Annotated in this window: 23 protein-coding genes; 12 read left to right on the top strand and 11 right to left on the bottom strand. The window is 67.7% G+C overall.

Annotated features, from left to right (window positions below):
- Positions 1-10 precede the first annotated feature (10 nt).
- Positions 11-691 carry a Crp/Fnr family transcriptional regulator gene (locus BLQ28_RS04575; protein ID WP_256327163.1) on the bottom strand — a complete coding sequence of 227 codons (681 nt, stop codon included), beginning with the start codon at positions 689-691 and terminating at the stop codon, positions 11-13.
- 138 nt (positions 692-829) lie between these two features.
- On the opposite strand from BLQ28_RS04575, the gene BLQ28_RS04570 reads away from it, so the two are divergent.
- Positions 830-3,100 carry a DUF6351 family protein gene (locus tag BLQ28_RS04570; protein ID WP_143012414.1) on the top strand — a complete coding sequence of 757 codons (2,271 nt, stop codon included), beginning with the start codon at positions 830-832 and terminating at the stop codon, positions 3,098-3,100.
- Positions 3,101-3,110: 10 nt separating this feature from the next.
- Here the strand turns inward: BLQ28_RS04570 and BLQ28_RS04565 are convergent, their stop codons facing one another.
- Entirely contained in the window at positions 3,111-4,028 is a 918-nt protein-coding gene (locus BLQ28_RS04565; RefSeq protein ID WP_093237342.1) for a LysR family transcriptional regulator, read from the bottom strand.
- Positions 4,029-4,131: 103 nt separating this feature from the next.
- Here BLQ28_RS04565 and BLQ28_RS04560 point away from each other — a divergent pair, with 103 nt between their 5' ends.
- From BLQ28_RS04560 to BLQ28_RS04545, 4 genes are all read left to right on the top strand, one after another.
- Entirely contained in the window at positions 4,132-5,418 is a 1,287-nt protein-coding gene (locus tag BLQ28_RS04560) for an SGNH/GDSL hydrolase family protein (protein WP_093237341.1), read from the top strand.
- Positions 5,419-5,546: 128 nt separating this feature from the next.
- Positions 5,547-5,780 carry a hypothetical protein gene (locus tag BLQ28_RS04555; protein ID WP_093237340.1) on the top strand — a complete coding sequence of 78 codons (234 nt, stop codon included), beginning with the start codon at positions 5,547-5,549 and terminating at the stop codon, positions 5,778-5,780.
- Between the two features lie 25 nt (positions 5,781-5,805).
- Positions 5,806-6,345: an RNA 2',3'-cyclic phosphodiesterase gene (thpR, locus tag BLQ28_RS04550; RefSeq protein WP_093237339.1), complete on the top strand. Its 540-nt coding sequence runs from the start codon at positions 5,806-5,808 to the stop codon at positions 6,343-6,345.
- A gap of 23 nt (positions 6,346-6,368) precedes the next feature.
- The gene (locus BLQ28_RS04545) at positions 6,369-7,382 is read left to right on the top strand and encodes an aminoglycoside phosphotransferase family protein (protein WP_093237338.1); all 1,014 of its coding nucleotides are present in this window, start codon (positions 6,369-6,371) and stop codon (positions 7,380-7,382) included.
- Positions 7,383-7,403: 21 nt separating this feature from the next.
- On the opposite strand, the gene BLQ28_RS04540 is transcribed toward BLQ28_RS04545, so the two are convergent.
- From BLQ28_RS04540 to imuA, 4 genes are all read right to left on the bottom strand, one after another.
- Complete coding sequence (locus BLQ28_RS04540) at positions 7,404-8,324, bottom strand: hypothetical protein (protein ID WP_093237337.1); 921 nt, start codon at positions 8,322-8,324, stop codon at positions 7,404-7,406.
- 98 nt (positions 8,325-8,422) lie between these two features.
- Positions 8,423-11,773, bottom strand: a complete 3,351-nt coding sequence (locus BLQ28_RS04535; protein WP_093237336.1) for an error-prone DNA polymerase — start codon at positions 11,771-11,773, stop codon at positions 8,423-8,425.
- A complete protein-coding gene (locus tag BLQ28_RS04530; RefSeq protein WP_093237335.1) occupies positions 11,766-13,115 on the bottom strand; it encodes a Y-family DNA polymerase in 1,350 nt (449 codons plus the stop codon). Before BLQ28_RS04530 ends, BLQ28_RS04535 begins: the two co-directional genes overlap by 8 nt.
- Positions 13,084-13,893 (bottom strand): translesion DNA synthesis-associated protein ImuA, encoded by an 810-nt coding sequence (gene imuA / locus BLQ28_RS04525; protein WP_093237334.1) that lies wholly within the window; start codon positions 13,891-13,893, stop codon positions 13,084-13,086. The genes BLQ28_RS04530 and imuA overlap by 32 nt, the downstream gene beginning before the upstream one ends.
- Before the next feature lie 169 nt (positions 13,894-14,062).
- Here imuA and BLQ28_RS04520 point away from each other — a divergent pair, with 169 nt between their 5' ends.
- Both BLQ28_RS04520 and BLQ28_RS04515 read left to right on the top strand, forming a co-directional pair.
- Positions 14,063-14,902 carry a CmcJ/NvfI family oxidoreductase gene (locus BLQ28_RS04520; RefSeq protein ID WP_093237333.1) on the top strand — a complete coding sequence of 280 codons (840 nt, stop codon included), beginning with the start codon at positions 14,063-14,065 and terminating at the stop codon, positions 14,900-14,902.
- The gene (locus tag BLQ28_RS04515; protein ID WP_093237332.1) at positions 14,899-15,525 is read left to right on the top strand and encodes a 2-hydroxychromene-2-carboxylate isomerase; all 627 of its coding nucleotides are present in this window, start codon (positions 14,899-14,901) and stop codon (positions 15,523-15,525) included. The genes BLQ28_RS04520 and BLQ28_RS04515 overlap by 4 nt, the downstream gene beginning before the upstream one ends.
- Here BLQ28_RS04515 and BLQ28_RS04510 read toward each other — a convergent pair.
- Positions 15,511-16,431 carry a LysR substrate-binding domain-containing protein gene (locus BLQ28_RS04510; RefSeq protein ID WP_093237331.1) on the bottom strand — a complete coding sequence of 307 codons (921 nt, stop codon included), beginning with the start codon at positions 16,429-16,431 and terminating at the stop codon, positions 15,511-15,513. The genes BLQ28_RS04515 and BLQ28_RS04510 overlap by 15 nt on opposite strands.
- A 112-nt stretch (positions 16,432-16,543) precedes the next feature.
- Here BLQ28_RS04510 and BLQ28_RS04505 point away from each other — a divergent pair, with 112 nt between their 5' ends.
- Positions 16,544-17,491, top strand: a complete 948-nt coding sequence (locus BLQ28_RS04505) for an aldo/keto reductase (RefSeq protein WP_093237330.1) — start codon at positions 16,544-16,546, stop codon at positions 17,489-17,491.
- Between the two features lie 7 nt (positions 17,492-17,498).
- Here the strand turns inward: BLQ28_RS04505 and BLQ28_RS04500 are convergent, their stop codons facing one another.
- Positions 17,499-18,365 carry an alpha/beta fold hydrolase gene (locus BLQ28_RS04500; RefSeq protein WP_093237329.1) on the bottom strand — a complete coding sequence of 289 codons (867 nt, stop codon included), beginning with the start codon at positions 18,363-18,365 and terminating at the stop codon, positions 17,499-17,501.
- Complete coding sequence (locus tag BLQ28_RS04495) at positions 18,362-18,922, bottom strand: cytochrome b (RefSeq protein ID WP_093237328.1); 561 nt, start codon at positions 18,920-18,922, stop codon at positions 18,362-18,364. The genes BLQ28_RS04500 and BLQ28_RS04495 overlap by 4 nt, the downstream gene beginning before the upstream one ends.
- A gap of 128 nt (positions 18,923-19,050) precedes the next feature.
- Between BLQ28_RS04495 and BLQ28_RS04490 the strand changes: the two genes are divergently transcribed.
- Positions 19,051-20,517: a glycosyltransferase family 2 protein gene (locus BLQ28_RS04490; RefSeq protein ID WP_093237327.1), complete on the top strand. Its 1,467-nt coding sequence runs from the start codon at positions 19,051-19,053 to the stop codon at positions 20,515-20,517.
- A gap of 10 nt (positions 20,518-20,527) precedes the next feature.
- Here BLQ28_RS04490 and BLQ28_RS04485 read toward each other — a convergent pair whose 3' ends face one another.
- Positions 20,528-21,352 (bottom strand): DODA-type extradiol aromatic ring-opening family dioxygenase, encoded by an 825-nt coding sequence (locus BLQ28_RS04485; protein ID WP_093237326.1) that lies wholly within the window; start codon positions 21,350-21,352, stop codon positions 20,528-20,530.
- A 111-nt stretch (positions 21,353-21,463) separates the two neighbouring features.
- Here BLQ28_RS04485 and BLQ28_RS04480 point away from each other — a divergent pair, with 111 nt between their 5' ends.
- Together BLQ28_RS04480 and BLQ28_RS04475 are read left to right on the top strand one after the other, a co-directional pair.
- Positions 21,464-22,408, top strand: coding sequence for a LysR family transcriptional regulator (locus tag BLQ28_RS04480; RefSeq protein ID WP_093237325.1), 945 nt, complete (start codon positions 21,464-21,466; stop codon positions 22,406-22,408).
- A gap of 73 nt (positions 22,409-22,481) precedes the next feature.
- A complete protein-coding gene (locus BLQ28_RS04475) occupies positions 22,482-24,338 on the top strand; it encodes an ABC transporter ATP-binding protein (RefSeq protein WP_093237324.1) in 1,857 nt (618 codons plus the stop codon).
- A gap of 7 nt (positions 24,339-24,345) precedes the next feature.
- Here BLQ28_RS04475 and BLQ28_RS04470 read toward each other — a convergent pair whose 3' ends face one another.
- Positions 24,346-24,774: a VOC family protein gene (locus BLQ28_RS04470; protein WP_093237323.1), complete on the bottom strand. Its 429-nt coding sequence runs from the start codon at positions 24,772-24,774 to the stop codon at positions 24,346-24,348.
- A gap of 84 nt (positions 24,775-24,858) precedes the next feature.
- Between BLQ28_RS04470 and BLQ28_RS04465 the strand changes: the two genes are divergently transcribed.
- Positions 24,859-25,488 carry a TetR/AcrR family transcriptional regulator gene (locus BLQ28_RS04465; RefSeq protein WP_093237322.1) on the top strand — a complete coding sequence of 210 codons (630 nt, stop codon included), beginning with the start codon at positions 24,859-24,861 and terminating at the stop codon, positions 25,486-25,488.
- The last annotated feature ends 5 nt before the right edge of the window (positions 25,489-25,493 follow it).

The raw sequence follows: 25,493 nt of genomic DNA, 5'->3' as shown, positions 1-25,493 counted from the left end.
GCGAGCAGGCTCAGGCCGGGCGGCAGCTCGCCCGGTAGCCGCGCAGGCCACCCGGGTCGAGCACCGTCAGCCCCCGCGTTTCGAGGCGGATCAACCCCAGCGCCTGAAAGCGCTGCAGCGCCACGTTCACGCGCTGCCGCGACACGTTCGCGAGCAGGCCGATTTCGGTCTGCCCGACCTGCAGCGTGCGCGGCGCATCGGGATACAACTCGGGGTTGAACAGGCTGGCCAGGCAGTTCGCAACGCGGGCGTCGGTGTCCAGCAGGCGCTCGTGTTCCAGCGCGCCGATGAAAAGGCTCAGGCGTGCATTCAGCAGGTCTTGCAGGTAGTGGTTGAAGGGCACGCTGGTGCCGCGCAGCCATTCGAAGGTGCGGCGCGGCATGAGCGCCACGCGTGAAGGCCGCAGCGCGAACACGTCGTAGCGGCGCGCCTCGTGCTTGAACAGCGAGCCTTCGCCGAACCACACACCGGCCGAGACGCCGGTCAGCGTCGAGACCCGGCCGTCTTCCGACGCGACCGACATCTTGGCGAAGCCATCGATCAGCGCCATCCAGTGCTCCACCGGCTGGCCGGCGCGCGCAATGCAGCCGCCGCGCGCGAACTGCCGCTCCTGCATGCTGCCGAGCACGTGCTCCAGGTCGGCGTGCGGCAGGGCCTGCGCCCACGTCGAGCGCCGCACCATCTCTTCCATGGCGGGCCCGGAAGAGCCGCCGGAGGGATCAGGGATTACCTGTAGCAATTCGCGTGTCATCTGTCGTCGCAACGACCGCGGTCCGAAACGTCCATCCGTATTCTTTCCCTACACCTACACAACACAGGAGAGACATCCATGTTCGCTACACCCCGCCCCCCGCGCAAGCGGGTTTTTCCTTGGGCCCCGCCCCGCATCGTTGCCGGAAGCCTCGCGATGGCGGGCGCGCTGCTGATCGCAGGCTGTGGCGGAGGTTCCAGCAGCTCGGTGCTTCCCCTCTTCCCCAGCGCCCCACCCGCGCCGCCTGCCACGCCAGCACCGCCGCCGCCGGCCGCATTCCAGGTGAAGACGCTGTCGTCGCCGCCGGACATGATCAGCGGCGGCGACACGCTGCTGGAGATCACCGCGCCCGCCGACGTGGCACTCGACAAGGTCCGCGTGAGCCTCAACGGCAAGGACGTGACCTCGCAGGTGCCGGTGGCCGACAGCCAGGCCCGCGTGCTGCGGGGGCTCGTCACCGGGCTCACGACCGATGCGACGAGCACCACCGGCAGCGCCAACTCGCTGGTGGTGAGCAATGCCGACAACGCCGCGCAGCGCACCGAGACCCAGTTGGTCAACTACCCCATCACCGGGCCGATTCTCTCGGGCCCGCACATCTCGCCCTACGAATGCCGCACCGTGCAGAACGGCCTGGGCAACCCGCTCGATGCCGATTGTTCGGCCACCACGCAGGTGGTCTGGTACTACCGCACGAAGGCCAACACCTTCATGCCGCTGAACGACCCGACCGGCCCGCGCCCGGCCGACCTGGTGACCACAACCACCAATGACGGCAACACCGTGCCCTACATCGTGCGCGTGGAGTCCGGCACCATCAACCGCGGCGTGTACCGGCTCGCAGTGCTCGACAACCCGGCCAAGGGCGCACCCGCCACCTGGAAGCCCGGCACCGGCTGGAACAAGAAGCTGGTCGTGTACTTCGACTGCTGCGGCTCGGCCCAGTACAACCAGGGCGTGCATCCCATCGAATCGATCCTCGGCGACGCCGGCCACATCCAGCTGTCGCGCGGCTTCGCCTTCATGAACTCGACCGAGCTGTGGAACAACCAGCACGCCAACCCGCACCTGCAGGGCGAGACGCTGATGATGCTGAAGGAGCACGTCATCGAGGAGTTCGGCACCGTGCCCAAGTGGACCGTCGGCTTCGGCGGCTCGGGCGGCGCCATCCAGCAATACCTGATCGCGCAGCTCTACCCGGGCCTGCTCGACGGCATCCAGCCCATCGTGTCGTTCCCCGAGACGCTGATGCCCGAGGTGATGGAGTGCCGGCTGCTGAACAACGTCTACAAGCTCGACGCAGCCACCTGGACCACCGCCAAGCAGACCGCGGTGAACGGCTTCAACACCGACCCAAAGAGCGGTATCACCACCTGCATGAGCTGGGACGCGGCCTTCGCGAGCATCATCAAGTCCGACAACGCGGCGGGCTGCGGCTTTCTCGAGCCGGCCAACGCATCGAACGTGTTCAACCGCACCACCAACCCCAACGGCATCCGCTGCGACCTGTTCCAGACCAACGTGAACCTGCTCGGCAAGCGCGCCGGCACGCAGGAGGCCCGGCGCCCGCTCGACAACATCGGCGTGCAGTACGGCCTGGCCGCGTTGAACAGCGGCGCGATCTCGGTGACGGAGTTTCTCGACCTGAACCAGAAGGTCGGCGGCTTCGACGGCGATGGCAACACGCAGGCTGCACGCTCCGAGGCCGACCCCGACGCGCTGAAGCTCACCTACGCGGGCGGCTTCAAGAACAGCTTCAAGGGCCCGGGCCTGGCGAACATCCCGATCATCACGCAACGCGGCAACGCCGATGCGGTGGGCGACATCCACGACACCATGCAAGACCTGATCATCCGTGCCCGCCTGCAGCGCGCCAACGGCCGCAGCGACAACCAGATCATCTGGACGCTGGGATCGAAGTCGCCCGTCGACTACATGTCGGCCTCGCTCGATCTGGTCAACAAGTGGCTGGACAACATGGCCGCCGACCCGGCCCCCGCCTCCACCGACAAGGTGGTGCGCAACAAGCCGACAGGTGCCAACGACGCCTGCTGGGACCCCAGCGGCACGCGCATTGACGAAGTGGCATCGACCGACCCCGCCGCACAGTGCAACGTGGTCTATCCGCGCTTCAGCACGCCGCGCCTGACGGCCGGGTCACCACTGGTCAATGACGTGCTCAAGTGCCAGCTCAAGCCGGTCGACGCCGCCGACTACAAGGTGACCATTGCCGGTGCCGACCTCGCGCGGCTGCAAACGATCTTCCCGAGTGGCGTGTGCGACTGGAGCAAGCCCGGCGTGGGCCAGGACCCACTGCGCGGCACCTACCTGCGGTTGCCGCTCAATTGACCAACTGACACTAACCGACCGGTGCAGCAGGCTTGCGGGCGGCGCCGGGCAACCCGGCCACCCGCTGCGCGAGAAAGTCCACCAGCACGCGCACCCGCAGCGGCTGGTGGCGGCGCGGGGCATACAGCAGATGCACGTCTTGCGCGGGGCCGGTGTGGCGCCCGAGCACCCGCACCAACCGCCCTTCGGCCAGCAGGTCGGCCACCATCCACGTGGGCTGCAGCGAGATGCCCGCGCCCGCGAGCACGCTGTCGAGCAGCGCCACCGCGTTGTTCACGCGGTAGCGGCTGCGCACCGGCACGGCCACCGGGCCGTCGGGGCCGCTGAGCAGCACACCGTCGTCGCCAGCCGCATAGCGCAGGTAGTCGTGGGCCACGAGGTCTTGCGGATTGCGCGGCTTGCCGCGCAAGGCCACGTAGTCGGGCGATGCGACGAGCACGCGCGGCCACGTGCCCAGATGGCGCGCAACCAGATCGGGCGGCAATGCGCCGCCCACGCGCAAAGAGACATCGATGCGCTCTTCGCGCGGATCGACGAAGCGGTCGTCGAGCACCAACTCGAGCTGGATCTCGGGATGCAGGCGCAGGAATTCGACCGCCATCGCATTGAGATACCGCTGCCCCATGGTGACCGGCGCGCTGACACGCAGCAGGCCCTGCGGCTGCTGCACCTGCTCGCGCGCATCGGCCACGGCGTCGCCGTAGTCTTCGAGCACGCGGCGGGCGCGCTCGTGAAAACGCTGCCCTTCGTGCGTGAGGCTCAGGCCGGTGGCGGCGCGGCGCAGCAGGCGCACGCCCAATGAACGCTCCAGGCCCGCGACCAGCTTGCTGACGGTGGGCTGCGTGGTGTCCAGCGCGCGGGCCGCGCCCGAGAGGCTGCCGAGATCGACGCTGAGCACGAAGGCAGAGAGTGCGCGCAGGGTGTCCATGGTGCATTCGATATAAGAATGGAGTTGATGCCATTTTGCCTTCTACCCATCCGTATCCGAATACTCGAAAGTCGGCCCATCCCAACCATTTAGAGGACGTCCAATGACCGCATCGACACTCGGATCGATCCTGCGCCAAGGCGCATTGGCACTCACGCTGGCAGGCGTTGCCGCCGCATCCACCGCGCAGACGCACACGCCGCCGCCCACCTACTGGAGCCCCAGTTGGATGGCCGCCACCCAGCCCCTGTGGGACGGCAACTTCGTGCTGCCTGCCGGCGTCCCCTTCCAGTTCAATCGACAGACGATCCGCCAGGTGGCGCGCCTGAGCATCGGCGGCACCCGGCTGCGCGTGGTGATCAGCAACGAAGGCGGCGCCTCGCCGCTGCGCGTCGGTGCGGTGCGCATGGCCCGGCACGCCGAAGGCTCGGCCATCGTCGAAGGCAGCGACCGCACGGTGCGCTTCGGCGGCCAGGCCGAGGTTGTCGTGCCGCCCGGTGCACGGCTGGTCAGCGACCCGGTCGACCTGCCGCTGCCCGCGCTCGGCGAAGTCGCCGTGTCGCTCTACCTGCCCGCGCCGAGCCAGCCCGCGGGCTTTCACTTCGATGCCCGCCAGATCGCCTATGTGGCCGACGGCGACATGACCGGTGCCCCGCACCTGCCTGCCGACGCCGCGCAATGGAGCACCCGCGTCTACGTGAGCGGCCTGATCGTCGAGACACCGAAGGCGCCCACCACCGTCGTCGCCCTCGGCGATTCGCTGACCGACGGCAACGGCTCGACGCCCGGCGCCAACACCCGCTGGCCCGATGCGCTGGCCGAGCGCCTTGCAGGGCGTGGCGTGGGCGTGCTCAACGCTGGCAACTCCGGCGGCCGCCTGCTGAGAGACGGCATGGGCCGCGCCGCGCTGGAGCGCGTCGGCCGCGACGTGTTCTCACAGCCCGGCGTGCGCGCCATGGTCGTGATGCTGGGCACCAACGACATCGGCTGGCCGGGCGGCCCGTTCGCGCCCCAGGAGCCCGCCGTGCGTGCCGAAGAAGTCATCCGGGGGTTTCGCCAGTTGATCGAGATGGCCCATGCCCACAACGTGCGCATCATGGGCGCCACCATCGCCCCCAACGAACGTGCGTTGGAAGGCACGCCGCTGGCCGGCCACCACTCGCCCGAAAAAGACAAGGTGCGGCAGGCCGTGAACCGCTGGATTCGCGAGAGCGGCGCCTTCGACGCCGTGGTCGACTTCGACGCCCTGCTGCGCGACCCGGCCCGCCCGATCCGCATGAAGGCCGCGATGGACTCCGGCGATCACCTGCACCCCGGCGACGCCGGTTACAGGGCGATGGCCGCCGCGATCGACCTCGACGCCCTGCTGGGCGGCCCCGTGCAGCCGTAAGAGAACGGCCGCGGGAAGGCCCGGAACGGGGCTTTCCACGCGTCCTTGGAGACCACAAATATACTGTACATAAATACAGTATTTCTCTAAAATTCGTCGTCTCCAAGAACAACAGCGGGGCGCCCTCCATGACCACCGCCACTCCGCCTGCGCCCTCTGCGCAGGTTCTCTTTTTCTCCCGGCTGCAGCCGCTGCAGCCCCGCGCACGCACAGGCCGCATCTCGACCTGGCCCTTCAAGGTGGCCCGCGAGATGGGGTCTGCCGACGACGACGACGATGGCAATGAAATGGACGACGTCCGCGTTCAGGCGGCGCGCGTCATCCGCACGACGGCCGAGCATTGGTGGCCGTCTGCTTCCTGAGCCGCCTCATTGCAAGGAAGGCCGTATGAAGTCCGAACATCTTTCCCGGAATGGACAAGTGCGCAACCGGCTTCTCATCGGATTGTTTCCCGACGAGGCCGTTCGCACTGAAATCAAGGCGCATCGCGACGATTGGCTGTGGCCCAGGAGCAGCCGTTTTCCTCCAGAAGATCGATGGCATCTGACGCTGGAGTACCTTCACGATCAGGACGAATTCGCGGAGCGACGTCTGCGTGCCGCGCTGGCGCAGGTGTCGCTGCCAACGCTGGAACTCACGCTGGACCACTCATGCACATGGAACAACGACGTTTCGGTGGTCCAGCCTGCGGACCATCAAGGCCTGCGCGCGCTTCAAGCCCATATCGAACACGCAGTGCATCGGGCCGGCTTCCGTTCTCTCATCCGCGGATGGAACCCGCACGTCACGATTGCCAGAGACGCGGAGCATGCTGCCTGCCCGACCTTGAGCCCCATCCGTTGGAACGTGCGGGAGTTCAGGCTCGTTCGCTCGCACTTCACGCGTCCCTTTCGTCATGAGTTGCTGGCGTCCTACCCTGCGCATTAGAAATCCGGCGCTACATTTCCTGCATGCTGACGCCACCCGACCTTTCGCAAGACGCCATCGCCCAATGCCTCGCCGACGAATACGGGTTGCACGCCATACACGCTGAATTCCTGCCCCTTGGGGCCGATGTGAATTCATCCGCTTTCCGCGTCCATGCCAACAACGGATCGACCTACTTCCTGAAATTGCGCCAGGGTGATTTCACGCCGACCGCCGTGTTCATCCCCCTCTTCCTGCATCACGAGCAAAGCATCGATGCCGTGATGACGGCGTTGCCCACGACGGGCGGTCAACCCAGTGCGCAAAGCCTTGGCTTCGACTGGATGCTCTATCCCTTCTTCAAAGGCGACAACGGATTCAAGCGCCCCTTGTCCAACGCGCAATGGATCGCGCTCGGCGCCGCATTGAGCGCCGTTCACCGCGCCGATCTGCCGGACGCTCTGCGCGCAGGCGTGCCACAAGAAAGCTATTCGCACCACTGGCGCGAAGGCGTGCGACGCTACCAGCGCCGCTTCATCAACGGCCTGGCCGGCGACGACATCGTTCGCCGCTTTCTCGCCTTCTGGGAAGCGCATGACGAAGAGATCGACACCATCGTCTACCGGAGCGAGCAACTGGCCTCGATCCTTCTCGAAAAGCAATTGCCGCTCGTGCTGTGCCATTCGGACATCCACGCGGGCAACGTGCTGGTCGGCGACGACGACCGCCTGTGCATCGTCGACTGGGACACGCTCGTCCTCGCGCCGAAAGAGCGCGACCTGATGTTCATCGGTGGCGGTGTCGGCAACGTGTGGAACCAGCCGCAGGAAGAAGCGCTGTTCTACCAAGGGTACGGGCCCGTCGACATCGACCCGGTCGCGCTCGCCTACTACCGCTACGAACGGATCACCAGAGACCTGCTTGAGATCTGCGACCAGATCTTCGATACGTCCGCAAGCCTCGAAGACCGCGAAGAAGGCCTGCGCCAGATGGAAAACCAGTTCCTGCCCGACGACGTCGTCGCCATCGCGCACCGGAGCTACGAAACGATCACCTGATCCTGATTCGGGCCCGCAGACTCAGATCAGCAGGTCCTGCGCATCGTCCTCGAAGCCCGCGACGGGCTGCGCCTTGGCCAGCGCCAGCCAGACGGCGAAGGGAATGCGCTCGAAAGCGCGGTGCACCGCCGCGCGAGCCACCACGAGGCGCTCGCCTTCGAGCACCATCACGCCGCATTCGGCGGGCACCTCTTCGGGCTTGGCGATGCAGCGCCCCTTGGCGTCGTTGCCCAGCACGTACCAGCACTCGCCACCCAGGTCGAGGTAGGCCGCGCGCTTGTCGGGCTTGCGCAGGTCGCCCAGCAGATCGGCGCGGCTCACCTTCACCTCGTGCACGATGGGGTGCGCATAGGCCTCGACGCTGGTGTTGCGGATCGAAAACACATCGGGCCGCGCCATGCACCAGCGCGGCTTGCCGCCCTCTTCGAGCGGCGGCAGGCGGGCACGCAAGCCAAGGCCGCGCCATGCGATACGGCCGCCGCGCGTCATCTCGCGCGCCACGCGCTCGACCAGCGCCTCGTGCGGCGACAGCGCCGCGCGGTTGAGGGTGAGCGTGGTCGCGATGCGCGCAATGCCGGCATCGGTCACGCGCAGGGTCTCGTGGCCCTGCGCGGAGCGCACGCGTTCGAGGTAACCACCGGCGAGCAGCTCGACCTCGATGCCGTCGCAGCAGGGCCAGCCGGCCGAACGGTAGATCTCGCGAAGGCGCCGCGCATGCAGCTTGCCGAAAGGTACGGCCGATTGCATCGGTGGCGGCTCCACCACCGGCGGCGGAAAACCGGGGTCGGTGACAGGCGGCGCCACCGAGGGCGGGTCGCCCTCGGGCGGCGGCATGGGCTGCGGTGGCGGCGGCGTGATGGGCAACGGCACATCGGGCGCAGGCGGCGGCGGGCCGATGGGCGCCGCGACCACCACAGGCGCAGGAAGAACGGTTTCAGGCATGGAAGAAACAGGTTAGCGAAAAGTCGGCGGCGGTGCGAGGCATGGAACCATCGGTTGCATTCGAGGGATGGCGGTTTCGGCAGGCGGCACGCCGGCGCTCAATGAAAGTCCCGGCTCGTGTTGCTCTGCGCGAGCCGGCCCATGAGCGGCGTCAGGTCCTTGAAGCCGGTGGCGATCAGGTGCTGCACCTTGCCGCCGCTGTCGTCGTCGCGCTGCCAGGTGCCTTGCACCGCGAGCAGGTGCGACTTCAGCAGCGGCTCGCGCCAGGCATCGATGACGTGGTTCCAGACGATCACGTTGACGTTGCCGGTCTCGTCTTCGAGCGTGACGAAGATCGTGCCGTTGGCCGTTCCAGGCCGCTGGCGGCCCTTGACGATGCCGCAGGCGCGCACGGTCTGCCCGGTGGGCTGCGCGCGCAGTTCCTCCGCGCTCATGAGCTTCATGCGCGCCAGGCGCGGGCGAAGCAGCGCGAGCGGGTGGCGGCGCAACGTGAGGCGCAGCGATGCGTAGTCGCCGACGATCTCCTCGCCCTCGGACGCAGCGGGCAACAGCAGCACCTGCTCGTGGATCGGCACACCCTTGAGCAGGGCCGGCGAGCGATGTTGCGCGGTGGCGTCCCACACCTGCTGGCGTCGATGGCCCGAGAGCGACATCAGCGCATCGGCCGCGGCGAGCGCCGCCATGTCCTTGCCGTCGAGTTCGGCGCGCAATGCCAGATCTTCAGTGCTGGTGAAAGGCGCTTGCGCGCGCGCTTTCAGCAGGCGTTCGGCGCCGTCCTTGCTGAGGCTGGCAATGCGGTTCAGGCCGAGCCGCACGGCGGGCTGGTTCTCGTTGCCCAGGCGGTCGGCGTAGCGCGCGTCGGTGCCCGACGGCATGCGTGGTGCATCAGGGGCGCGGGCTTCGAGCGTGGTCTCGATGTCGCTGCACGTGACATCGACCGGCCGCACCTCGACGCCATGGCGGCGCGCATCCTGCACGAGCTGCGATGGGCTGTAGAAGCCCATGGGTTGCGAATCGAGCAATGCGGCGAGGAAGCAAGCGGGCTCGTAGTTTTTGAGCCAGCTGCTCACGGTGACCAGCAGCGCGAAGCTGGCGGCGTGGCTTTCGGGGAAGCCGTAGTCGCCGAAGCCCATGACCTGCTTGAAGATGGCTTCGGCAAAGCTGGCCTTGTAGCCGTTATCGACCATGCCGTTCACGAGCTTGTCGTGGAACTTGCCGAGGCCGCCCTTGCGTTTCCATGCCGCCATCGCGCGGCGCAACTGGTCCGCCTCGTCGGCCGTGAATTTGGCCGCGATCATGGCGATCTGCATCACCTGCTCCTGGAAGATCGGTATGCCCAGCGTGCGTTCGAGTGCGGGGCGAAGTTCGTCATCCTCATAAACAATCGGCAGCTTCTTGGCGACCCGCTCGCGCTGCTTGAGATATGGATGCACCATGCCGCCCTGAATCGGACCCGGCCGCACGATCGCGACCTCGATCACCAGGTCTTCGTAGGTACGCGGCTTCAGGCGAGGCAGCATCGACATCTGCGCCCTGCTCTCGATCTGGAACACGCCGATGGTGTCGGCATCGCAGATCATGTCGAACACCTTCTGGTCGTCGTTCGGGATGTGATGCATCTGCACCATCGAGCCCCGCCAGCGGTTCATGTGGTCGAGCCCGCGCCGGATCGCACTGAGCATGCCGAGCGCGAGCACATCGACCTTGAGCATGCCCATGGCTTCGAGGTCGTCTTTCTCCCACTGGATGACGGAGCGGTCTTTCATCGAGGCCTTCTCGACCGGCACCAGCCGCGTGAGCTTGGTGTGCGTGAGCACGAAGCCGCCGACGTGCTGGCTCAGGTGACGCGGAAAGCCCTTGAGCTTTTGCGTGAGCTCGATCCACTGCATCAGCTTGAGTTCGTCTTCTTCCACGCCGACGCGCGCGGCTGCCTGGCGCAGTTGTTCGCCCAGCACGGTGTCGTCGAACCAGTAGTGGTCTTTGGCGAATTCATCGATCAGCCGCTCATCGATACCGATGGCCTTGCCCACGTCGCGCAAGGCGCTGCGTGCGCGGTAGCAGATGACGACGGCGGCGATGGCTGCACGCTCGCGGCCGTATTTCTCGTAGATGTACTGGATGACTTTTTCGCGCTGCTGGTGCTCGAAGTCGACGTCGATGTCCGGCGGCTCGCGGCGATGGCGGCTCAGGAAACGCTCGAACAGCAGGTGGCCCTTTTCCGGATTGATCGCAGTGATGCCGAGGCAATAGCAGACCGCCGAATTGGCTGATGAACCACGGCCTTGACAGAGGATGTCTTGCGACTTGGCAAAGCGCACGATGTCTTCCACCGTGAGGAAGAACATCTCGTATTCGAGCTCGCGGATCAGGTCCAGCTCCTTGTGCAACTGCGCACGCACCGCATCGGGAATGCCGCCTGGATAGCGCACCAGCGCTCCTTCCCAGGTCTTGCGCGCCAACGTCTGCGTCGCTGTCTCGTTGCTTCCCAGCATTTCCAGCGGGTACTTGTAGTTCTCCCGAATCACCTCCGGATCGAACCTGCACCGCCCGGCCACCACCAGCGTATTCGCCAGCATCTGCGGCAGATAAAGCTCAGCCAGCCGCATCCGCTGCCGCAGATGCCGCTCGGCATTCGACTCCAGCGCAAAGCCGCACTCGGCCACGGTCTTGCCTTCGCGCACGGCCGTCAGCACGTCATGCAGAGGCTTGCAGGCACGCACATGCATGTGCACATCGCCAGCTGCCACCAGCGGCACGCCCGCCTCTTCGCCCGCCTGCATCAGCGTGACGAACCAGAGGTCGTCGTCGAGTTCGTTGAACAGCTCCATCGCCAGCCAGAGGTTGGTGCCGTAAAGCGCCTTGGCGGCCATCAGGTCTTCATGCAGCGTGGCGACGTCCACCGCGCGGCCGGGGGCGCGATGCGGCACGAAGAGAACCTGGCAGCGCTGCAGCGAGGCCACGTCGCTGCCTTCCCAGCTCACGCGGTACTCGCCCTTGGGCAATTCGGTGTTGCGCGCGACGGTGATGAACTCGCAGAGGTTGCCCCAGCCCTCGGTGTCGTTCGCGATCACCACGAGCTTGAAGCGCTCGAAGCGGAACTCGCTGCCGAACAGCAACCGGAAATCGGGGTGACGCGGAATCGGCGGCTCGTCGGGGTTCTCGCGTTCGTACTCGTCCAGCTTCGCAGGCAGGTCGCGCAACGCGACATGCGCGCGCACGATGCCTGCCACCGAGCATTCATCGGTGATCGCCAGTGCCGAATAGCCCAGGTGGTAGGCGCGCTCCACCATGTCCTCGGGCATCGATGCGCCGCGCTGAAAGCTGAAGTTCGTGAGGCAGTGCAGCTCGGCATAGTCAGGCAACCCCGGCACCGGCCTGAACCGCTGCGGCAGCACATGCACCTTGGCAGGCATGAGCGCCCGCATCTGCTTGCCACTGGGATCAGGCATAGAAGCCTTGCAGGTACCAGCGCACTTCGCCGGAAGAAAAGCGCGCGGCAGGCCGCTCGCGAAAGATCCACACCAGCCCGGCTTCGGGGCTTTCCGCCACGTAGTAGTCGCGCATCGCGGGCTGGCCGCCGTCGTTCTTGTCGCCCCACCAGCCGGCTTCGACGCGCTGCGGCCCGATCAGCTTGCTCAGCGGCCCGAGGTAGCACGGCCGCTCGCCGTCCATTTCCAGCAGCAGGGGTTCGGGCAGCAGCCATGGCGGATAGAGCGCATCGGGCTGCGAGGCCACGGCCTTCGCGTCTTTTCGGACCTTCTCGGGCGCCTTGTCTTTCTGCAGCGCGGGCCGCCATGCCTGCTTGCGCTCGGGCCGGTGGTCGGCCTGCGCCGACGGCACCACGACCTGCGCGGCGCCGAGCCGCACGCTGAGCCGCTCGACCATCTCGTGCAGCTTGTCGCCCTTGCGGTTGTCTTCCGGCAGAAAGCTGGTGCTGGCGCCGGCCCACGGATCGGTTTCGAGGGTGCGCAGCCGGAGCCAGCTCGTGGGCGCTGCGAGCGTGGTGAGCGCCAGTTTCTCGGACAGCAGGCGGCGCAGGTGCGCCATGTCCTGCGTGGGCTCGGCCGTGCGCACGGTGACCTGCTGGTGCGGCGGCAGGTTCACGCCGTTGAAGCGCTTGAGGTCGAGCGTCCATTGCAGCTCGAGCGCACGCGCGCCGCGCTGGCGTGCGCGCAACCAGAACTGCAGCGCCATCAGCAGGCGGTTGGCCGACCACATCAGCTCGGGCGCGGTCACGGCGAGCGCGGGCAGCTCCAGCTTCTGCTCGAACACGTCGGGCAGCGTGAGCCAGGTGTGGCTTTCGGGGCGCAGGCCCCAGGCCTTGTCGAGCGCCTCGCGCAAGTCCGCGCCGAAGCGCCGCGTGAGGCCGCCGCGCGGCAAGGCGGCCACGTCGCCCCAGGTGCGGCAGCCGAGCCGCGCGAGCAGGTCGAGGTGCGCATGCGCGGCACTCAGGGTGTCGAGCGGCAGGCCCTCCGGAATGTTCTTCGGCCGTTCTTCGTCGCGCGAGAACAGGCGCAGCCGCGCCAGCGCGATCAGGCTGGTGGCGCCCTGCGCGCCCAGCATGCGCGCATCAGGGACAGGGTTGGCGGCGAGCAGCCCCCGCATCATTTGCAGCCGCCCGCCCCACAGCCGCTCGCAGGCGGAGACTTCGAGCATCAGGGCTTCGTCTTGCCATGCGACATGGGGCGTGTACTGCAGCGCCCACCAGCCCAGGGCCTCGGGCGTGGGCAGCGGCTGCTGTGCGTCGGGCGTGTCGGCTTCAAGCGACCACCGCAATGCGATCCAGTGCATTGGGGCCTCCTTTCCACGCGTTGATGCGGACCACGGTGGCCTGCGATGCCGCCTCGCCCGCAGGCGGCACCGTACCCAGTTGCTGCAAGCGCAGCCTGCGCCGCAACCGGGCGGCGGCCAGCAGCGCGGCCATGCGTTCGTTGCGCGCGGGCAGCATCACCGGCGAAGCCAGCGGCGGGCCGCGACGCTTGAGGATGTGCAGCTCGATCTGCGCGCTGTCGCTCTCGCAACGCTCGACCTGGATGCGAAGCCGCGCAGGCGACGCCGACTGCGCCACCGATCGGGGCCGGCACACGAAGAGCAGCACCTCGTGCTGGGCGGCGGCCAGCTGCAGCCGCCTCAGCTCGGCCACGCGCGCCTGCGGCAGCCAGGCCACGACGGCGGCCACGTCGGCGCAGCGCAGCGCCTGCTCGCAGGCCCACAGGCGCGCGGGGGCGGCATCGCTGCGGACCCACATCAGGGCCTCTACCGGCAGGCCCTGCGCCGCGAGCGAAGGGCCGCAAGGCTCGTAAGGCGCGCCGATCAGCACGACCGGGCCGCCGCGCACTTCCACCGCCTGCGCCAACGCGGGCAGCAGCAGCCGCCAGACGTGGGCTTCGGGCGAGGCCTGCAGCAGTTCCGTCATGGCGCCGACCGGCCAGCCGCCGCCCGGCAATTGCGCGTCGAGCGCGGCATGGCCGGTGGCAGTGACCTGCGCATCGGCCAGGCCAAGCTCGTCGGCGTGCCAGACGCCACGGCCTGCGGCAGCGGAAAAGGAGTCGAGGAAAGGGAGGCCCATGATTGAACTGTTAACTGTATTTTTATACAGTATTTCATGGGTCGCAAGAAGGAGGAGGCTTTTCTTCCGGGTTGGCTTTTTCATATTCCCATGGCTCATGCCAAGGCGAGCAGAAGTCGTTTGAGCCGGGGCCGTGCTTTCGCTCCAATGCCAGGCAAAGGAGCCCCGCATGAACCACCCCACCGCCACCGTCACCGCCGGCCTGAACTACCTGCAGCCTTCCGCGCTGCGCCCGTTCAGCTACACCTTCCCGCCGCCACCCGACACGCCCTGGGAAAGCGGCAGCTACGAGCTGCGCCCCATGCCGATCTCGGACGCACGCGTCGCCGCAACTCCCACCGACATCGAGCGCGAAGGCTTCGTGCTTCGCGATGCACCCACGGCCGTGGCCGACTTCCTCGACGACGCCGAGGTCACGGCCATCTACCACCGCGAGGTCGCCGAACTGGCGCTGCAAGTGACGGGCGGCACCCGGGCCTACGTGTTCGACCATCTGGTGCGCCGCCGCGAAGCCGACCGCGCAGCCTTGAGCTTCGGCCGCCGCGCGAGCGACGGCAAGGCCGCGGCCAACGGCCGCATCCACAACGACTACACCGAGGAGTCCGGCCGCCGCCGGTTGGCCATGGTGCTGGCCGACCCCGATGAGGCCGCAGCCGTGCGGCGCTACTGCATCGTCAACGTCTGGCGCTCGATCAGGGGCCCGGTGCTTGACACCCCATTGGCCGTGTGCGATGCGCGCTCGGTGATGGCGAAGGACCTGGTCAGCGCCGAAGTGCGCTACCCGCGCCGCACCGGCGAGATCTACCTGGCGACCCATTCGCCCTCGCACCGCTGGTCGTACTTTTCGGCGATGGACCGGCACGAGGCGCTGGTCTTCAAGCAGTACGACTCGCAGTTGAGCGGCGTGTCGCGCTACACGCCGCATGCGGCCTTCGACCACCCCGATGCGCCCGCCGACGCGCCGCTGCGCGAAAGCATCGAAGCCCGCTGCCTGGTGGTGTTCGAATGACTTCGCCCACACGCCCCATGCTCGATTTCTGGTTCGACTTCGGCAGCAACTACAGCTACCTGAGCGTCATGCGCATCGAGGAAGAAGCGGCGCGCCATGGTGTCGGCATCCGCTGGCAGCCCTTTCTGCTCGGGCCGATCTTTCGCTCGTTCGGCTGGGGGTCGTCGCCCTTCGTGCTGCAGAAAGAGAAAGGCGACTACACGTGGAAAGACATGGCCCGCCAGTGCCGCAAGTACGGCCTGCCGTGGCGGCAGCCAACCAGCTTTCCGCGCCCGGCCGTGCTGCCGCTGCGCATCGCATTGGTGGGCGCCACGCAACCGTGGATGGGCGAGTTCTGCCGCCGCACGATGGCGCTGAACTTCGCCGAAGACCGCGACATCGATTCGCCCCAGGCCATGCACGACCTGCTGGCCGGCCTCGGCCTGCCGGCGCACCGGATCATCGAGGAGGCCATCTCCGACGCCAACAAGCTGCGGCTGCGGCGCCAGACCGAAACCGCCGCCGAAAAAGGCATCTTCGGCGCGCCGACCTTCCTTGCCGGCGACGAGATGTTCTGGGGCAACGACCGCCTCGACGAAGCCCTGGCGTTCTGCCAGGCGGCAGCAGGCTCAGGCACCGCCTGATTGCTGCTGCCGCGCCTCGGCCGCCAGCCATGCGGCCACGTGGCGCACTTCTTCGCGCGGCGCGTCCTCGGCCTGGATCAGCCAATAGGCATGCCCCGATGACTGGACCGGCTCCGGCGCGGCCACGCGCACGAGGCGCTTTTCATCGAGCAGCGGCTGGATCAGCTCGAGACGCCCCAGCGCCACGCCCTGCCCGGCCAGCGCCGCCTGGATCAGCTGGTCGTACTGGTTGAAGTGCAGCACGGCCTGCGGCTTCGCGTCGGCCCAGCCCAACGACGCCAGCCAGTCGCTCCATTGCAGCCACGGGTGCTGCGGATCTTCGAACGCCAGCAGGCACAGGCCCGACACGGCCCCGGCCGAACGCAGCGACTTCAGGCCCAGCGAAGGGTGCGCCACGGGCGCCACCGTTTCGCCGAAGAGCCGCAACGCGCCGGCCGGTGCCAGCGCGGGCGTGGTGTAGCGGATGGCCAGGTCGATGCCCTCGTTGCGCAGGTCAGCCAGCCGGTTGTTGGACGAGACGCGCACGTCCACGCCCGGATGCAGCTTCTGCACATGGGCCAGCCGCGGCAGCAGCCAGAGCCCGGTCATGCCGATGCTGGCGCTGAGCGTCACCGGGCGCTGCTCGCCGGCCTGGCGGATGCCGCCCATCACGTCCTGCAGCTGCTGCACGGCACCATCGGCGCTGCGAAAGAGCCGCTCGCCCTCGGCGGTGAAAGAGATCGAGCGATGGCCGCGCACCAGCAGCTTCACGCCCAGCTGTTCTTCCAATGCATGGATCTGCTTGCTGACCGCCGACTGCGTGAGGCACAGGTCTTGCGCCGCCAGCGAAATGCTCATGCGCCGGCCCACCGCGACAAAGCCCCGCACGAGGTCCAGCGAGGCCATGCGAAGGAGCGAGAGTGGCATTCCCATGATGAATATGAAGCGAGACGAAGCGGGAGAAAGGCGGATTGGAGCACAGGGGCGGCCTGGCGTCATGGCCCCTCGCTGCGCTTTCCCGCCGGATACTGGCGTCCCGATGCCGCCGTCACCGAACGATGCCTCCCTCACCCGCGCCGAGTTGCTGCGCCTGGGCGCCGCCCTGTGCGCCGGCGCCGCGCTCCCCGCGTTCGCGGCGGCGCCATCCCAGAACGACAGGCCCCGCATGAACACCCGCCCCATTCCCTCCACGCAGCAAGCCTTGCCGGTCGTCGGCTGCGGCACCTGGATCGGCTTCGACCAGCGCCCCGGCAGCGACGAGTACCAGCGCCTGCCCGGCGTGCTCGATGCGCTCTTCGCGGCCAGCGGCACGGTGATCGACAGCTCGCCGATGTACGGCCGCTCCGAGGAAACCACCGGCGAGCTGCTGGCCGCGAGCGGACAGCGCGACAAGGCCTTTCTCGCCACCAAGGTCTGGACCTCGGGCCGCGAAGCCGGCATCGCGCAGATGGAGCAGTCGTTCACCCGGCTGCGCACGAAGCAGATGGACCTGATGCAGGTGCACAACCTCGTCGACTGGCGCACGCACCTTGCCACCTTGCACGGCTGGAAGGACAAGGGCCGCGTGCGCTACATCGGCGTCACGCACTACACGGCCTCGGCCTACGACGAGGTCGAGGCCGTGCTGCGCGCCGAGAAGCTCGACTTCTTGCAGATCAACTATTCGCTCGATGCGCGCGAGGCCGAACAGCGCCTGCTGCCGCTCGCGGCCGAGCGCGGCGTGGCGGTGATCGTCAATCTGCCCTTCGGCGGCGGTGGCCTGTTGCGGCGGCTGCGCGACAAGCCGTTGCCCGCCTGGGCCGGCGACATCGGCTGCACGAGCTGGGCGCAGGTGCTGCTGAAGTTCGTGCTGAGCCACCCGGCCGTGACCTGCACGATCCCGGGCACGAGCCGCGCGGAGCACATGGCGGACAACGCAGCAGCCGGTGCGGGCACGTTCCCGGACGCGGCGTTCTGGCGCCGCGAAGCCGCCGACATCGGCCGCTGAAGGAGCCTCAGCCGAGAAACGCCATCAGCCGCGCGTTGACCTGCGCGGCGCGCTCGTACTGCACCCAGTGCCCGGCGCCGTCGATCACCGTGCCTTCGCGGTGCGGCCCTTCGGCCACCAGTTGCGCCACCAGCGGGCGCGGGTCGGCGGTGACGTCGTATTCGCCCCAGAGCAGCAGCGTCGGCACGCCGAGCGTGTCGAGCGCCGCCTGCAGCCCGCCCGCAAGCGACACCTCCTTGCTGCGAAAGCGCGTGCCGTGGCAGGAGATGTCGTGGATCTCGAAGGCCAGCGGGTCGATGGCGGCCTTGTCGTGCAGCATCAGCGCGCCCAGGTTGTGCAGCAGCGCGGCGCGTTCTGCCTCACGGTCGGGCGCGGCGCGCCAGTTGATCATCTGCACCGTCATGCGCCGCAGCGTGCCGTGACCGCCGCTGCCCAGGAGCGCCAGCCGGCGGATCGCGCCGCGCTGCACCGCGAAGCGGGCGGCAGTGAGCCCGCCGAAGGAAAAGCCGCCGAGGTCGATGGGCGTGCCGGCGCCGATCAGCCCATCGAGCGTGCCGCCAAGCGCCTTCAACAGCGGCAAGAGCGAATCTTCGCCGGGCGCCACGCGGGGCAGCGCATCGGAATCGAGAAAGCCCGGCATGTCGGGCAGCCAGAGCGTGCGGTGGGCCGACAGCGCCTCGGCGTTGCGCAGCCAGTGCATCCAGCTGCCGTGGCCGCCGTGCAGCAGCACCAGCGGCGGCTTCGAGGTGTCGGTGCCGAAGCGGCGCCAGCGCACGCGCACGCCTTCGTGCACCGGGTCGTGGTGCGTGGAAAGCGCATCGATGCGGGCGATCTCGGCGCGGGCCTGTTCGATGGTGATGGTGCCGGTGCTCATGGCAGCATCCGCTGGAGTTCGGCTTCGCCGTCGATGAACTGGTGCTTGAGCGCGCCCAGCACGTGCAGCCCGAACATCACGTAAAGCACGTAGCCGGCCCAGGTGTGCACGCCGCCGAGCACGGTGTGCCAGGTCTCCTTGGCGACAGGCTCGATGGCCATGATCCAGCCGATGCGCGGCCATTCGAACAGCCCGAAGAGCTGCATCGGGTGCGTGGCCGCGTCCTTCCAGGCCGAGTCGTGCATCCAGCCCGACAGCGGCAGCAACACCATCAGCAGGTAAAGCACCCCGTGGGCCGCATGCGCGGCGAAGCGTTCGAGCGGCCCGTACGAGCCGGGCATGGCCGGTGGCCGGTGCGTGGCACGCCACAGAAGCCGCAGGATCACGAGCCCCAGCACGGTGATGCCGATCGACTTGTGGGTGTCGACGGCGGGGCGCACCCAGTCGTCGGGGTAGTGGTCGACCAGCAGGATCAATGCGATGTTGACGGCCATGAGCACCGCGACCAGCCAGTGCAATGCCATGGCGGTCCGGGTGTAGCGGGTTTGTGGGAGCATGCGGGGAATTTTCGGGCGTGGGCCGACTCAGTCAGGAGCGTTTTCGATTGTCCCGGCTTTGTCCTCGGCCTTTTGAAACCGCTGGCCGATTTTTTGCGTATCACCGTTCGTCGCCCGGGCACATCCTCTTGAACGATTCCCTCCAACGCGCCTTCGTGGCCGCATCGCCGCGCCTGTCCTCTCCCAGCACGCCGTTGCGAAGCTGGCTGATTCATGGCGGCGTGCTTGTGCTGTGGGCTTTGCTCTTTGCCATGGCCTTTCGCGTCGGCAACGTCCGGGCCTGGTCGGTCGGCGTGGCCTATGTGCTGTACGACACCGTGCTGCTGCTGTTCGTCGGCTGGATGACCTTGCCGATCCTGCGGCCCCGGGCCGCAACGACTGAAGCGACCGGCACGGGCGGCACGCGCCGCAACACGCTGGGCGTGATCGTCGCCTCACACAACGAGGCCGCAGTGCTGCCCGTGACGCTGGCCGCGCTGCTCGGCCAGAGCGACGTGCCCGACCGCATCGTGATCGCGGACGATGGTTCCAGCGACGGCACGGCCGAGCTGCTCACCACGCGCTACGGCCTTGTCGCGCCGCCGCTCGGCGAACTGAGCGCGGCCAGCGCGACGCACCCCAACCTGTATTGGCTGCGGCTGCCGCACGGGGGCAAGGCGGTAGCACTCAATGCGGCCATTCTCTGCATCGACACCGACACGGTGCTCACGGTGGACGGCGACACGCTGCTCGATCGCAAGGCCATCGCCGCCGTGCGGCAGGCTTTTTCGTCCGAGCCAAACCTCGTCGCGGCCACTGGCGTCATCACGCCGGTGTGCAGCCGCACGCTGACGGGCCGCTGCTTCCAGTGGTTCCAGACCTACGAGTACATCCGCAACTTCCTCTCGCGCTATGCATGGATGCGCGTCAACGGCCTGCTGCTGATCTCGGGCGCCTTCGCTGGTTTCCGGCTCGATGCGGTACGCGCGGTCGGTGGCTTCGACACCGATTGCCTGGTGGAAGACTACGAACTCATCCATCGCCTGCATCGCCATGCCCAGGCGCACAGCCTGCCGTGGACCGTGCGCGTGCTCGGCGATGCGCAGGCGCACACCGATGCACCAAGCAGCACCGGCGCCTTCCTGCGCCAACGCCGGCGCTGGTTCGGCGGCTTCCTGCAGACGCAATACTGGTACCGCGCGATGGTGGGCGACCGGCGCTATGGCTGGCTCGGCATCGCGATGCTGCCGGTGAAGGCCATCGACACGCTGCAGCCGCTGTATGGCCTGGCCGCCTTCGGGCTCTTGCTGATGTACCTGGTGCGCGGCAGCTTCGGCGTGCTGGCGCCGGTGGCGGGCGTGATCGGCGCGAAGATCGTGCTCGACCTCGCCTTTCACCTGTGGTCGGTGTTCCTGTACCGGCGCTGGATCGGTCAGGGCAGCGAGGCGAACATGGCGCAGGCCTTCATGGCCGCGCTGATCGAGCCCTTCACCTTCCAGATCCTGCGGCACACCGGCGCGGCATGGGGTTGGTGGACCTTCCTGACGGGGCGCGGCACCTGGGGCCGGCAGACGCGCGTCGGGCTGGTGGATGCCGACGGCGCGCGGCGGAACTAGCGCCGCAGGTTCACGCGCCGAAGCGGAAGCTGGACACGACGAGGCCGCCCATGAAGGCGTCTTCGTGATAGACGCGCTCGCCGGCATCGGCCTCTGCCGCGCCGACCGCGACCATCAACGGAATCAGGTGCTCTTCACGCGGATGCGCCATGCGCGCGGCCGGGGCCGAGGCCCAGTCGAGCAGTTGCGCACTGCGCTCGGCCGCTGAACCCTTGACCACCGCCTCGTCGAGCCAATCGTCGAAGGCCTTCGACACGCCATGCGCCTGCGGCCCGAAATTGCGCAGGTTGTGATAGCTCAGGCCGCTGCCGACGATCAGCACGTTCTCGTCGCGCAGCGGCGCGAGCGCGCGGCCCAGCGCCAGGTGCTCGGCCGGGTCGAGCCCGCGCCGCAGCGACAGTTGCACCACCGGCACGTCGGCCTTGGGGTACATCGCGGCCATCGGCGAGAACATGCCGTGGTCGTAGCCGCGCTCGGGGTCGATCTGCACCGGCAGGCCTGCTGTGGCAATCAGCGCCTGCACACGCTGCGCGAGTTCGGGCGAGCCCGGCGCGTCGTAGTGCACCTCGTAGGTGTGGGCCGGGAAGCCGCCGTAGTCGTAGATCATGGGCGGCTTCGGGTTGCCCTGCACCGTGAAGGCGGGCGCCTCCCAATGCGCCGACACCATGAGGATCGCGCTCGGCGTGCGGCCGATCTGGCGTGGCATGTCGGCCAGCGAGGCCGCGAGCTGGTCGTAGGTCGGGCCCATTTCCTTCTTCATCCAGGGCCAGGGGCCACCGCCGTGCGAGATGAAATAGGTCGGCAGGCGCGAGTTGTTCGTGTTGTCGTGGGTCAAGTCGATGCTCCTTGAAAGCGTTGCATCGACTGTAGATATTTCCTCCCAGGAAATCGACAGGCTAGGATGCATCGAATCAGTTCCTCACAGGAAATCTTCAAAGGAGCTCAGATGGACCAGATGACCAGCCTGCGCGTGTTCCGCGAAGTCGTCGAGGCCGGCAGTTTCGTGGCGGCGGCCGGGCGCCTGGGCATGTCGCCGCCGATGGCCAGCAAGCACGTGGCCCAGCTCGAAAAATCGCTCGGCGCGCGACTGCTGCACCGTTCGAGCCGGCACCTGAGCCTGACCGAGGCCGGCACCGCCTGGTACGAACAGAGCCGCCGCGCGCTCGACCTGCTCGACGCGGCCGAAGCCGCCATCGGCCAGACCAGCGAGACACCGCGCGGCCAGCTCAAGGTGAGCGCGCCGGTCTGGTGTGCCACGCCGCGTTTTGCGCGCGTGCTGGCCGACTACCGCGAGCGCTACCCGGAGGTGCTGGTCGACATGCACCTGGAAAACCGCAAGGTCGATCTCGCGGCCGATGGCTACGACCTTGCGCTGCGCGCCACGCAGGAACTCTCGTCCGCATTGATCGCGCGGCCGCTGTGCCGCGTGCCCTTCTACCTCGCCGGCACACCGGCGTACCTGAAGCGCGCGGGTGGCGCTCCCGCCCTGCCCGCCGATCTGGCGCGCCTTGGCGCGATCGTGCCGAGCTACGTGAACCTGGAGAACCTCGCGCTCAAGGGGCCGGGCGGGCGGATGTTTCCGCTGCGCCTTGCACCGGCCATGCGCTCCGACGACACCACGCTCACACTGCATGCGGTGCACGCCGGCATGGGCATCGCCTTCATGCCGCTCTGGCTGATCGACGACGACCTGGCAAAGGGCCGGCTGGTGCGGCTGCTGCCCGACTTCGATTCGCCGCCCGTCACGCTCTTTGCCGTGTACACGAGCCGGCAATACATGGCGCCCAAGCTGCGTACTTTCATCGACTTCCTGAGCGAACGGCTGGGCGGCATGCAACCAAAGTCCGCGGCCCGATCGGCACCCGCCGAAGAGAAGCCTCGCAAGCTGTAGAAGAACGCACCTTTTCGGGGCAAGGTCATGCAGGCACGGCTAAAGTTGCCGGCTACCTGGGAGATCGCCCGCCTTGTTCCGCTTCTTCGAAAAACTTCTTCACCCCTACCCCGCCGCCGAACCCGCGCTGCCGCCCCAAGGCTTCTTCGCCTTCCTGTGGGCCTGCACGCACGGCGTGCGCGGAAAGATCGCCGCGATGGCGGTGCTGACCGCCGTCATGTCGATCTTCGAGGCCGCGTTGTTCGCGATCCTCGGGCGCATCGTCGACTGGCTCGGCGGGCAGGTGCCCTCGCGCCTGTGGGCCGAGCGTGGCGACACGCTGCTGTGGCTGGCCGCCTTTCTGGTGATCAGCATCGGCGTGGTGGCGCTGCAGACCATCGTCAAGCACCAGACGCTGGCGGTGAACCTGCCGATGCGCCTGCGCTGGAATTTCCACCGCCTGATGCTGGGCCAGAGCATGGCCTTCTACCAGGACGAGTTCGCCGGCCGCATCACCGCCAAGGTGATGCAGACTGCGCTGGCCGTGCGCGAAACCGTGTTCGTGCTGGCCGACGTGCTGGTGGCCATGGGCGTGTACGTCGCGACCATGATCATCCTGGTGGGCGTGCTCGATGCACAGCTGGTGTGGCCCTTCCTGATCTGGCTGGTGCTGTACATCGTCTCGCTGATCTATTTCGTGCCGCGGCTGGGCAAGGTCGGCAAGGCACAGGCCGATGCGCGCGCGCTCATGACCGGCCGCGTGACCGATGCCTACACCAACATCGCGACCGTCAAGCTGTTCTCGCACACGCAGCGCGAGGCCGGTTTTGCGCGCGACGCCATGCGCGAGTTCATGCACACCGGCTACGGCCAGATGCGGCTGGTGAGCGCGTTCGAGATCGTCAACCACACGCTCAGCATGGGCCTGACCGCCGGCATGGCCGGCATGGCGCTGTGGCTGTGGTCGAACGGCGCGGTCGGCGTGGGCGCGGTGGCCGCAGCCACCGCGATGGCACTGCGGCTGCAGGGCATGTCGCACTGGATCATGTGGGAAATGACGAGCCTGTTCGAGAACATCGGCACGGTGCAGGACGGCATGAAGACGCTGTCGCGCCCGCGCACCGTGCTCGACGCGCCCGATGCCACCGTGCTCGACGTGCCGCACGGCGAAGTGCGCTTCGAGCATGCGAGCTTCCGCTACGGCGATGCGGGGCGCCGCGTGATCGAAGACCTGAACCTGACCGTCAAGCCCGGCGAGAAGATCGGCCTGGTCGGCCGCTCGGGCGCCGGCAAGTCGACGCTGGTGAACCTGCTCTTGCGCTTCCATGACCTGGAGAGCGGCCGCATCCTGATTGACGGGCAGGACATTGCGCACGTCACGCAGGACTCGCTGCGCAGCCACATCGGCATGGTCACGCAGGACACCTCGCTGATGCACCGCTCGGTGGCCGACAACGTGGCCTACGGCCGGCCCGACGCCACGCTCGAACAGATCGAGGCGGCGGCCCGGCGCGCCGAGGCGCACGACTTCATCCAGACGCTGGGCGATGCCAGCGGACGGCGCGGCTACGAGGCGCACGTGGGCGAGCGCGGCGTGAAGCTCTCGGGCGGCCAGCGCCAGCGCGTGGCCATCGCGCGCGTGATGCTGAAGGACGCGCCGATCCTGCTGCTCGACGAAGCCACGAGCGCGCTCGACTCCGAGGTCGAGGCCGCGATCCAGCAGAGCCTGTACACGCTGATGGAAGGCAAGACCGTGATCGCCATCGCGCACCGGCTGTCGACCATCGCGGCGATGGACCGGCTGATCGTGCTCGACGAAGGCCGCGTGGTGGAAGAAGGCGACCATCGCACGCTGATGGCGCAGGGTGGTCTGTACGCGCGGCTGTGGGCGCATCAGAGTGGCGGGTTTCTGGGGGATGGGTTGGAGGAAGGCGAGGCGCTGCGCGCCTGATCGCCCCTCAGGTCGGCAGCGCGCCGACCTCGTACTGCGCCGCGAACTCCCCGCTCGGCGGAATCGGCTTGATGATGTCGATCAACACGCCGTTCGGGTCGCTCGTGATGAAGTGCCTCTGGCCGAAGGCCTCGTCACGCAGCGACAGCAGGATCGGCAGGCCGGCCGCCTTCAGCCGGTCGTGCACCGCATCGGGGTCGTCCACCTCGAAGTTCAGCAGCAACCCACCGGCCACCTGTCCACGCGCGGGCACCGGAATGGTTTCATGCCCCGCGTCGAGCACGGCCAGGTTGACTGCGGCGTTGTCCGCCAGTTGCAGATGCACGTACCAATTGCTCGTGAACAGCGCCACGAAACCGAAATGCTGGCCATAGAAGCGGGCCGTCGCGGCGACGTCGTGGGTCATGACCACGGGGTAGTAGCTCGTTACTTTCACGGTTTTCTTCCTTTCATATAAAACATACAGACTGAATGTAAGTTGAATATTAATTCACAAACAGACTGCATGTAAATTAGGGGCATGGCCAAAGCACCGGCACGTACCAATCGCGAACGCACCGAAACCACCCGCCTCGCGCTGATCGAGGCGGCCCGCGCGCTGTTCGTCAGCAAGGGCTATGGCGACACCTCCACGCCAGAAATCGCCGAGGCCGCGGGCATCACGCGCGGGGCGCTCTACCACCACTTCACCGACAAGCGCGATCTGTTCAGGCAGGTGCTGGTGCGCGAGTCGGAGGCCGTGGCCGCCGACATCGAAGCGGCGACGCCCGAACAGCTCGCGCCGCGTGAAGCGCTGCTCGAAGGGAGCGAGGCCTACCTGAATGCGATGACGGTGCCGGGGCGCACCCGCCTGCTGCTGATCGACGGCCCTTCGGTGCTGGGCATGACGGAGATCATGGCGATGGACGACGCGAACGCGGCGCACTCGCTGCGCCAGGGTTTGGGCAAGGCCGGCATGGGGCGCGGCGAGGTGTCCGTCGATGCGCTGTCCCAGTTGCTGTCGGCCGCCTTCGACCGGGCCGCGCTCGAAATCGAGGCCGGCGCCGACCGGAAGGAAGTACGCGCCGCGATGCGATGGCTGATCGAGCAGGCGCTGGGGCCCGCCCCTCACGCGTCTCGCGCGCCTCGTGCATCGGGCGCACCGCGCTGACACAG

This window comes from Variovorax sp. EL159, from assembly GCF_900100965.1.
In the GTDB taxonomy this organism is placed as follows: domain Bacteria; phylum Pseudomonadota; class Gammaproteobacteria; order Burkholderiales; family Burkholderiaceae_C; genus Variovorax.
The sequence above is the reverse complement of the archived record's forward strand: the minus strand, read 5'-3'. Positions and strand labels throughout refer to the sequence as shown.